Annotated in this window: 10 protein-coding genes; all 10 read left to right on the top strand. The window is 34.4% G+C overall.

Annotated elements, in window-relative coordinates; translation table 11 throughout:
• The first annotated feature begins 509 nt into the window (after positions 1-509).
• The 10 genes from tet(O) (at position 510) to CIGNP103_RS07815 (ending at position 7,919) form a co-directional block, all read left to right on the top strand.
• A complete protein-coding gene (tet(O), locus tag CIGNP103_RS07860; RefSeq protein ID WP_086228892.1) occupies positions 510-2,429 on the top strand; it encodes a tetracycline resistance ribosomal protection protein Tet(O) in 1,920 nt (639 codons plus the stop codon).
• 48 nt (positions 2,430-2,477) lie between these two features.
• Positions 2,478-2,681: a hypothetical protein gene (locus tag CIGNP103_RS07855; protein ID WP_086228893.1), complete on the top strand. Its 204-nt coding sequence runs from the start codon at positions 2,478-2,480 to the stop codon at positions 2,679-2,681.
• Positions 2,674-2,994 carry a plasmid mobilization protein gene (locus CIGNP103_RS07850; protein WP_002595443.1) on the top strand — a complete coding sequence of 107 codons (321 nt, stop codon included), beginning with the start codon at positions 2,674-2,676 and terminating at the stop codon, positions 2,992-2,994. The genes CIGNP103_RS07855 and CIGNP103_RS07850 overlap by 8 nt, the downstream gene beginning before the upstream one ends.
• Positions 2,955-3,341: a relaxase/mobilization nuclease domain-containing protein gene (locus CIGNP103_RS07845; RefSeq protein ID WP_002860781.1), complete on the top strand. Its 387-nt coding sequence runs from the start codon at positions 2,955-2,957 to the stop codon at positions 3,339-3,341. The genes CIGNP103_RS07850 and CIGNP103_RS07845 overlap by 40 nt, the downstream gene beginning before the upstream one ends.
• A 51-nt stretch (positions 3,342-3,392) precedes the next feature.
• The gene (locus tag CIGNP103_RS07840) at positions 3,393-3,767 is read left to right on the top strand and encodes a TnpV protein (RefSeq protein WP_086268897.1); all 375 of its coding nucleotides are present in this window, start codon (positions 3,393-3,395) and stop codon (positions 3,765-3,767) included.
• A gap of 166 nt (positions 3,768-3,933) precedes the next feature.
• Positions 3,934-5,001 (top strand): replication initiation protein, encoded by a 1,068-nt coding sequence (locus CIGNP103_RS07835; RefSeq protein WP_180380988.1) that lies wholly within the window; start codon positions 3,934-3,936, stop codon positions 4,999-5,001.
• A gap of 10 nt (positions 5,002-5,011) precedes the next feature.
• Positions 5,012-5,350 carry a hypothetical protein gene (locus CIGNP103_RS07830; RefSeq protein ID WP_086230035.1) on the top strand — a complete coding sequence of 113 codons (339 nt, stop codon included), beginning with the start codon at positions 5,012-5,014 and terminating at the stop codon, positions 5,348-5,350.
• 443 nt (positions 5,351-5,793) lie between these two features.
• Positions 5,794-6,081, top strand: a complete 288-nt coding sequence (locus CIGNP103_RS07825; RefSeq protein WP_086228896.1) for a hypothetical protein — start codon at positions 5,794-5,796, stop codon at positions 6,079-6,081.
• Complete coding sequence (locus CIGNP103_RS07820) at positions 6,081-6,368, top strand: type II toxin-antitoxin system RelE family toxin (protein WP_086228897.1); 288 nt, start codon at positions 6,081-6,083, stop codon at positions 6,366-6,368. The genes CIGNP103_RS07825 and CIGNP103_RS07820 overlap by 1 nt, the downstream gene beginning before the upstream one ends.
• A 3-nt stretch (positions 6,369-6,371) precedes the next feature.
• Complete coding sequence (locus tag CIGNP103_RS07815) at positions 6,372-7,919, top strand: hypothetical protein (protein ID WP_086268896.1); 1,548 nt, start codon at positions 6,372-6,374, stop codon at positions 7,917-7,919.
• The last annotated feature ends 904 nt before the right edge of the window (positions 7,920-8,823 follow it).

Here is an 8,823-nt window from a genome sequence, read left to right as displayed (position 1 = left end):
AAATTTAAACTATTAAGGGGGGAAATTTAAACTATTAAGGGGGGAAATTTAAACTATTAAGGGGGGAAATTTAAACTATTAAGGGGGGAAATTTAAAGATTAAAGGTAGTGATATTAATGTAATCTCGTTTTAATCTCTCAAATATCTAGATTAGTGGCAGGGGGAAATCCTGCCGCTTTTTCTGCTTTAGTTTGTCAGCTTGACAAATAAAGGGTTAAGGAATATAATTAGATTCAGTATTATACAAGGAGTTAATAAATATGCGGCAAGGTATTCTTAAATAAACTGTCAATTTGATAGTGGGAACAAAAAGTAGCAGTCCCGTTTCACTTTTAATATGGGGCTTAGTTTTTTGTACCCAGTTTAAGAATACTTTTATCATGTAATTTTATATGCCCGAAAACATATAAGTGTTTTGGGGCTATTGGAGTTATTTACCCAGTGATAGGAGTATTTATCACTGGGTATTTTTATGCCCTTTTTTGGGTGTTGATAGGAGGAAAATTACATGAAAATAATTAACTTAGGCATTCTGGCTCACGTTGACGCAGGAAAGACAACATTAACGGAAAGTTTATTGTATACCAGTGGTGCAATTGCAGAACTAGGGAGCGTAGATGAAGGCACAACAAGGACAGATACAATGAATTTGGAGCGTCAAAGGGGAATCACTATCCAGACAGCAGTGACATCTTTTCAGTGGGAGGATGTAAAAGTCAACATTATAGATACGCCAGGCCATATGGATTTTTTGGCGGAAGTATACCGTTCTTTATCCGTATTAGACGGAGCAGTATTATTAGTTTCTGCAAAGGATGGCATACAGGCACAGACCCGTATACTGTTTCATGCACTACAGATAATGAAGATTCCGACAATTTTTTTCATCAATAAAATTGACCAAGAGGGGATTGATTTGCCAATGGTATATCGGGAAATGAAAGCAAAGCTTTCTTCGGAAATTATAGTGAAGCAAAAGGTTGGGCAGCATCCCCATATAAATGTAACGGACAATGACGATATGGAACAGTGGGATGCGGTAATTATGGGAAACGATGAACTATTAGAGAAATATATGTCAGGGAAACCGTTTAAAATGTCAGAACTGGAACAGGAAGAAAACAGGAGATTCCAAAACGGAACGTTATTTCCCGTTTATCACGGAAGCGCTAAAAACAATCTGGGGATTCGGCAACTTATAGAAGTAATTGCCAGTAAATTTTATTCATCAACGCCTGAAGGTCAATCTGAACTATGCGGGCAGGTTTTTAAGATTGAATATTCAGAGAAAAGGCGGCGTTTTGTTTATGTGCGTATATATAGCGGAACATTGCATTTGAGGGATGTTATTAGAATATCTGAAAAAGAGAAAATAAAAATCACAGAGATGTATGTTCCGACAAACGGTGAATTATATTCATCCGATACAGCCTGCTCTGGTGATATTGTAATTTTACCAAATGATGTTTTGCAGCTAAACAGTATTTTGGGGAACGAAATACTGTTGCCGCAGAGAAAATTTATTGAAAATCCTCTCCCTATGCTCCAAACAACGATTGCAGTAAAGAAATCTGAACAGCGGGAAATATTGCTTGGGGCACTTACAGAAATTTCAGATGGCGACCCTCTTTTAAAATATTATGTGGATACTACAACGCATGAGATTATACTTTCTTTTTTGGGGAATTTGCAGATGGAAGTCATTTGTGCCATCCTTGAGGAAAAATATCATGTGGAGGCAGAAATAAAAGAGCCTACTGTTATATATATGGAAAGACCGCTTAGAAAAGCAGAATATACCATCCACATAGAAGTCCCGCCAAATCCTTTCTGGGCTTCTGTCGGGTTGTCCATAGAGCCGCTCCCTATTGGAAGCGGAGTGCAGTATGAAAGCAGAGTTTCACTTGGATATTTAAATCAATCGTTCCAAAATGCGGTTATGGAGGGGGTTCTTTATGGCTGCGAGCAGGGGCTGTATGGATGGAAAGTGACAGACTGTAAAATCTGTTTTGAATATGGATTGTATTATAGTCCTGTAAGTACCCCCGCAGACTTTCGGCTGCTTTCCCCTATCGTATTGGAGCAGGCTTTAAAAAAAGCAGGGACAGAACTATTAGAGCCATATCTCCACTTTGAAATTTATGCACCGCAGGAATATCTCTCACGGGCGTATCATGATGCTCCAAGGTATTGTGCAGATATTGTAAGTACTCAGATAAAGAATGACGAGGTCATTCTGAAAGGAGAAATCCCTGCTAGATGTATTCAAGAATACAGGAACGATTTAACTTATTTCACAAATGGGCAGGGAGTCTGCTTGACAGAGTTAAAAGGATACCAGCCAGCTATTGGTAAATTTATTTGCCAACCCCGCCGCCCGAATAGCCGTATAGATAAGGTTCGGCATATGTTCCACAAGTTAGCTTAACAGCTTGCAAAAGTCATATAAAATGAGATTTGAAAGGATTATGAGTGTGTGCCTTGTTACAATAGTGTTGATGAATATATAGCAAGCGAAAAAGAAGATTTAGAAAGCTATAAGGCAGACTTAGAAGAAGCACTGGAAGAACTGAAAGACATGAGAGCGGACTGGAAGCCAGAGAAAGAGCCGAACATGAACGAGGAAATCGAACTCATTAAGAAGTGGGTAAAGGAAAGAGAGGACTTCATCAATGAATAGGACAAGACCGAAGCAGATAGTTATAAGAGTGTCAGAGGAAGAACTTGCACAGATAAAAGAAAAAGTAGAGCAGTCTGGAAAGAGCCAACAGCAATATATCATTGAAGCCCTCACACAGTCGAACATTGTCAATCTGGACGGACTGAAAGAGATATATCCAGAGCTGAAAAGGCAAGGCAACAATCTGAACCAGATAGCCAAGAAGCTGAATGAAAATGGATATGTGGACTATAAGCAAGAGCTTCCTAACACCATGAAAGAGGTGAGAGAAGTATGGCAGTTATTAAAGCAGTATCTTCAAAAGCAGGCATAGGGCACGCAATAGATTATGTGACGAAAAAAGAAAAGACAGAGGAGAAGCTTGTCAGCGGTCTGCATTGTGAGCCGGAGACGGTCAAGGAGGAAATGCAAGCCACAAAGGAGCTGTGGGGCAAGACGGACGGAAGAACCTATAAGCATTATGTGCAATCCTACCATGAGGACGAGGAAATAACCCCGGAGCAGGCTCACAAGAACGCTGTCGAGCTGGCAGAGCATACAAAGGCATGGAAAGGGCATGAAGTTCTGATAGCCACGCATATAGACAAGGGGCATATACACACGCACTTTATTGTCAATTCCGTAAATTATGAGAACGGTCATAAGCTCCAATGGATGTAGGACGGATTTTGCGGACATTCAAAATAAAAAAGAATGTGGAGGTAACAGACAATGGCAAAATCATTATTTGAGGAACTGGGCGGCAAATACGAAAGGCAAAGGGATTATTTGATACCGTGCTTAACTGTACCCGCCGAAGAAGAACAGGCAATAGGCATCTGGGGGCAACGGCATTTAGATTATCTAAAACAGTACCGTAAAGTTACATACACCAATCTTCTTACAAGCGGCAGGCTAAACGCCTACCTTGCCGACATCAACAGACAGGCACAGGAACGCTTTGAAAGGCTCATAGAGGGTATGAAACAGGCACAGGGCATAACGGAACAGCTAAAGGCAGAAAACGCCTTAGAATGGACAGGATGCCTCAATAACATAAGGGCTTGTGCGAGGGAGATTGTGGAAAAGGAAATTATTTTTGCATAAACAGATTTATATCAATATTTAAAGAGATTTTGCTTGGCTATTAAGGGGGGGGGGAAAATTTAAACTATTAAGGGTAGCTAATTAAGGGTAGTATTATTATTTTTATCCCTTTACAAAAATTAATTAATGTGCTATAATGCTAAAAACGGCTTCTGAAAGGATTTTAATGAAAGAAATTGTTGCATATGACAATCGACTTAACGAGTTAAGATTTCCAGAGTTTAAAGAGCAAGAAATGAATATTTTTTGTAATCTTTTGTATCATTTGAAAGACAAAGAAACACAAATTATTAAATTTACAGTTAGTGAAGTTTCAAATTTTTTTGGCAGTGCGTATGATAGTAAATTATTAGCTTTTATGCTAAAAACTATGGCGGATCGTATGCGTCAAAGAGGATTTGAGTATATAACTCATAATGATGATCGCACATCATATAATTATATTACTATGTTTCCAACATTCAAAATTAATACAATCAAAAATCCAAAAGCGATTGATCATTTAGACGCTGAAATTTTAGAGTCTTTAGAAGTCAGAATTAATCCTGATTTTAGCTATTTAATCAATAAATTGAATAGTAATTTTACACAATTTGAACTAGCTGAATTTATGAGTCTTAGCGGAAAATACGCCAAAAGATTATATATGCTTTTGAAACAATTTAGGAGTACTGGATTATTAAAACTTGATTTTGATGAGTTTAGACGCCGTCTCGATATACCTACTAAATATAGAATATCAGAAATTGATAAAGAAATTTTAAAATCAGCTGTAAAAGAATTATCAGAAGAAAAAAATCTTTTTAATATGCCAAGAACAGCATTTAAAAATCTAAAATATGAAAAAATCAAAGGGCGTGGGCGTGGGCGTGGTGGTATTGTTGTCGGAATTGAATTTACATTTGATAAAGAAACTAAAGAAACTAAAGAAACTAACAACAAATCTAAAGAAAACAAATCAGAAATTCAAATAACTGAACATATAGAGCCAAACTTAGATTTATATGTTAGCAAATTAATCAGCACTGAATTTGGAAATGCAAGAATTTTAAATGTAGAAAAACACAACAACAAACTAAAAGTAACATACAGTCTAACGAAAAGTAACGAAATCAAATCTGAATTATTTAACTCAATTGCTGAACTAGAAAGAGAGATTGAACACGCAAAAGAAAAAAATAAAAATATAAACTTAGAAAATTTCAGTAATCTAATGACAAAAATCAAATTTTAAAGGAGACACTATGACAGAAAAAGAATTAACAGACCTACTGCACAGGCTGGATTTAGAGAGTAAAGACTTGCAATCTCAAAGAGAAATTCTATACTCTCAATTAGAAAAAATTGAAGCTGAGCTCAGCGACAGAGAAAAAAGAGCAAATGCAATAAAATTAAGCTTGATGAAATCTTGGGGCGGTGCGTTAAATTTAGATATAAAAATTGATGAAAATTTGCTTTTAAGTGATGATGAACTATTACCAAAAAACGAAATAGAGAGCGAAAATTCAAACGATGAAAGCAAAAAAGATAAAGATTTAGATACAAATTTAGCAGATTTAAGCGAATTAGTAAAAGATATGTAATCGATTTAATTTAAATAAATATTAACGAGCTTGTCGAGATATATATTTATTTAAATAGCTCCACGCTAGTGGCAATTCATTTTCAAAAAAATATCGAACTTGTGAGAAATATTTTTGAAAATGATATTTTCAATTTAAAATACTTTGAACTTGTGAAAATTATTTAAATTGAAAATGCTTAAACGCTTCTTAAATAATGGCATTGCCATAAAAGAAGCGTTTCGCACGATTTAATATTTTTGAGTTTGCGAAAAAATATTAAAGGATAGTGCGCACTATCCTTTACTTATGAAATGGCAATGCCATCACAAGTAAAACGTGCGATTATATTTTTACTTGACTTATACTCACAAGTTCGCTATAATTTCAAGTAAAAATATAAAAAATTTTGCTAATTTCGTCAAGCTTAAATAGCAAAATTTTTTATAAATATAGGGGAAAATATGGCAACAATTGATTATGTTAAATCTGAAAATACTCAAAAAAATGTATTAACTAATTTATATAATAATGTTGAAAAAAAACAAAAAAAATTGCTAGAACAAACAAAAGAAAATGCCGAATTGCTTGAATATCTTAGCGATAAAATAGCAAATGCTTTCAAACCACAATCACAAAATTTCTATACAATAGATAATTCTTTAGCATTTAAAAAATCACAAGAATGGGCGGAAAAAAATCCGCAAGAAGCACAAGAAATAAGAGAAAAAATTTTGAAAGAATTTAAATAATGCAAACAATTATTTTTGATAAAAAAGTAGAAAAATACTTAAATAAACAAGTAAAAGGCGACCCAAAAGGTATCTATGAAGTTAATGTTTTTATTAAAGAAATTTTAGCTAAAAGTGATAATCCAACTATGCTAAAAAACGCAGAAAAACTTCAAGGACATTGGAAAAATTTAGGAAATTTTTGGCGTTGGAAAGTTCGTGATTATAGAATTTTAGCTGAAGTTAAATCAGATTGTTTGATAATTCATATAATAAAAATCGCTCAACGAGAGAATTTCTATCAATAAAAAATGGCATTATCGTCGATTAATTTTCAGAAGTCAAGCGGACATTCATATAAACATAATTTCAGAGAAGACGAGCCATCTTATCTGCTAAAAGAAAAAGACAGAGAGCCAAACGAATATTGGCAACACGAAAAAACAGCCGAACAAATTTTCACCGATGAAGTTGCAAAAATTGAAAAACGGAAAAAAGGTAAAAGACCAAAATTCGAGAATTCGCACTGGGAGGGAGTGTTGAATTTAAATAGCAATCACACAATGGATGAAGTTAAAAAAGTCGCCGAACATATCGAAAAGAAATTTAATATCACTTGCACTGCAATCGCAATCCATAGGGATGAAGGACACTACACAGACAACGGATACGCCGTTAAAAACTATCACGCACATTTGAATTTTTGCACATATAAAGACAAAAAACAGCAATGGCGATTAGAAAACATAAAACCACAAGATTTGAGAGAGCTACAAACAGAAATCGCCGAAATTCTAAAAATGGAGCGTGGAATAGATAAGCGAGAAAGTAAAAGACAGCGATTAGAACACAGAGAGTATAAGCAAAAAGAGCGAGAATTAAAAGCGATAAAACAAGAATTAGAAGCTAAAGACAATGTAATACAAGCTAAAAATCAAGTAATTCAAGATAAAGATCAAGAATTAGAAGATGAAAAACTATCAAAAAAACGATTAAAAGAGATTTTAGAAGCCGAGCGAAAAGCGATGATAGCGGAAAATAATAAAAAATCTATTTATATCGCAGAAGACTACAAAAAATTACGAGAATTAAAAGAAAAACAAGATATAACAATTACTGAATTAAACGCAGAAATCGAAAAAATCAAGCAAGAAGCACAAGAGCGAGAACACAAAATCAAAGAAATCTTATATGATAGAATTGATAAAAGAGAAGCCGAGCTCAAGGAAAAAGACAAAGTAATACAAGATTTAAATCAAGAGCTAGAACAAGAAAAGCTAAGCAAAGCTGAGTTAAAAAAAGAGCTTGAGCAACTGCGAGTAAATAGTAAAAATCAAGGATTTAGCAAAGAATTCTTTCAAGAAATCAATCTTGAAAAGAAAAAATTGCGATTTGATAATAAAAAAGAGCTTGAAACGTGGTTTCAAAATTTGGTTGAAAAACACACAAAAAAGAGCTTTTTGGGGAATAAAGTCAATAACGATGCTATTTTCGAAGAAATGTATAAATTGTATCAAGAACCATACAAAAAAATAGAAATTCAAAACGCTGAAATATCTGAGTTAAAAGCTGAAAAACAACGATTTCACGAGCTTTTAGAACAAAATCCAGCATTGAAAGAAGCATATAATCACGCTTTGAAAGCCTTAGAAGAAATTAAACAGAAAAGAACTGGATTAAAAGAGAAAATCGAAAAATGGCAAGAAAATAACAAAAGAACATTAGATAAAATCGAACATTCAGAGCAAGATCAAACACATAATGAAGAAGATGATCTCGGCATAGATAAAATCTTAATCCACAAAAACGAAGACAAAACACAAGAAGACAACAAACCAAAAATACGCAAATATCGATAAAATCGCCTTTTGGTGGATTCTGCTTCTTTCTGAGCTCGTGTGCTGAGCTCGTGCTTGATTTTTCTCTTTTCTTTTTTTTCGTGCGTCATTGTATCTCACTCTAAAAAATCGTCAAGAGCGTCGCAGTGCGTTGCACTGCTCGTTGATTGCTCGTTTCACTTCGCAACTCTTGACTATTTTTTATCGCTCAATTTTTTCGCACTTAGAAAAAAAGAGAAAAGAAAAAAACACTCATAAACGCACAAAATACCCCTTTAAATCCAAAAACATCTTTTTACCCATATCAACCCTACCCCCCCCCATTAAAATGCTTAATTTTGCGTTTTTATGATTTTTTGCGTATTTTTGTGCTTTTTTGTGATTGTGGTGGTGATGATGATGGATAGCAAATCAAACACAACACACAAATAACACTAATTTTCTCCCTAAATGTGTGAGACTTGCATTGAGCGAACGAAGTGAGCGATTATATGCAAGTCGTGTGAGCGAATGCGAACATATGCAAATCGCACTTCACGAGCTACAAAGTAGCGAAGTGAATTGCAGGTAGCAAGTTTGCACCGATTAAAATTACACGCTACTTTGGTAGCGTGTATTAATAAATAAAAGTTCAAAAATCAGAGATTTTTGATTTACCTAAAATTAAAAATAATTTAACTTTTTTGTGGTATATATGTGCGTATGCGTGTATGCACATACGCGCGTTTTTTTTTATTTTTTTTTATATATTTTTAGGGGGTCTTCAAAGCTCGATTTTATGGGTATTTGCGGATTATTAAGGGGGGAAATTTAAACTATTAAGGGGGGAAATTTAAACTATTAAGGGGGGAAATTTAAACTATTAAGGGGGGAAATTTAAACTATTAAGGGGGGAAATTTAAACTATTAAGGGGGGAAATTTAAA

Source organism: Campylobacter sp. P0103 (assembly GCF_002139545.1).
Taxonomy (GTDB): domain Bacteria; phylum Campylobacterota; class Campylobacteria; order Campylobacterales; family Campylobacteraceae; genus Campylobacter; species Campylobacter devanensis.
This window is presented reverse-complemented; position numbering and strand designations above follow the sequence as displayed.

Bases quoted from the DNA above. Each gene is read 5' to 3' on its own strand.
- CIGNP103_RS07850 (WP_002595443.1), top strand. From the start codon at position 2,674: ATGAATAGGACAAGACCGAAGCAGATAGTTATAAGAGTGTCAGAGGAA.
- CIGNP103_RS07845 (WP_002860781.1), top strand. From the start codon at position 2,955: ATGGCAGTTATTAAAGCAGTATCTTCAAAAGCAGGCATAGGGCACGCA.
- CIGNP103_RS07840 (WP_086268897.1), top strand. From the start codon at position 3,393: ATGGCAAAATCATTATTTGAGGAACTGGGCGGCAAATACGAAAGGCAA.
- CIGNP103_RS07835 (WP_180380988.1), top strand. From the start codon at position 3,934: ATGAAAGAAATTGTTGCATATGACAATCGACTTAACGAGTTAAGATTT.
- CIGNP103_RS07830 (WP_086230035.1), top strand. From the start codon at position 5,012: ATGACAGAAAAAGAATTAACAGACCTACTGCACAGGCTGGATTTAGAG.
- CIGNP103_RS07825 (WP_086228896.1), top strand. From the start codon at position 5,794: ATGGCAACAATTGATTATGTTAAATCTGAAAATACTCAAAAAAATGTA.
- CIGNP103_RS07820 (WP_086228897.1), top strand. From the start codon at position 6,081: ATGCAAACAATTATTTTTGATAAAAAAGTAGAAAAATACTTAAATAAA.
- CIGNP103_RS07815 (WP_086268896.1), top strand. From the start codon at position 6,372: ATGGCATTATCGTCGATTAATTTTCAGAAGTCAAGCGGACATTCATAT.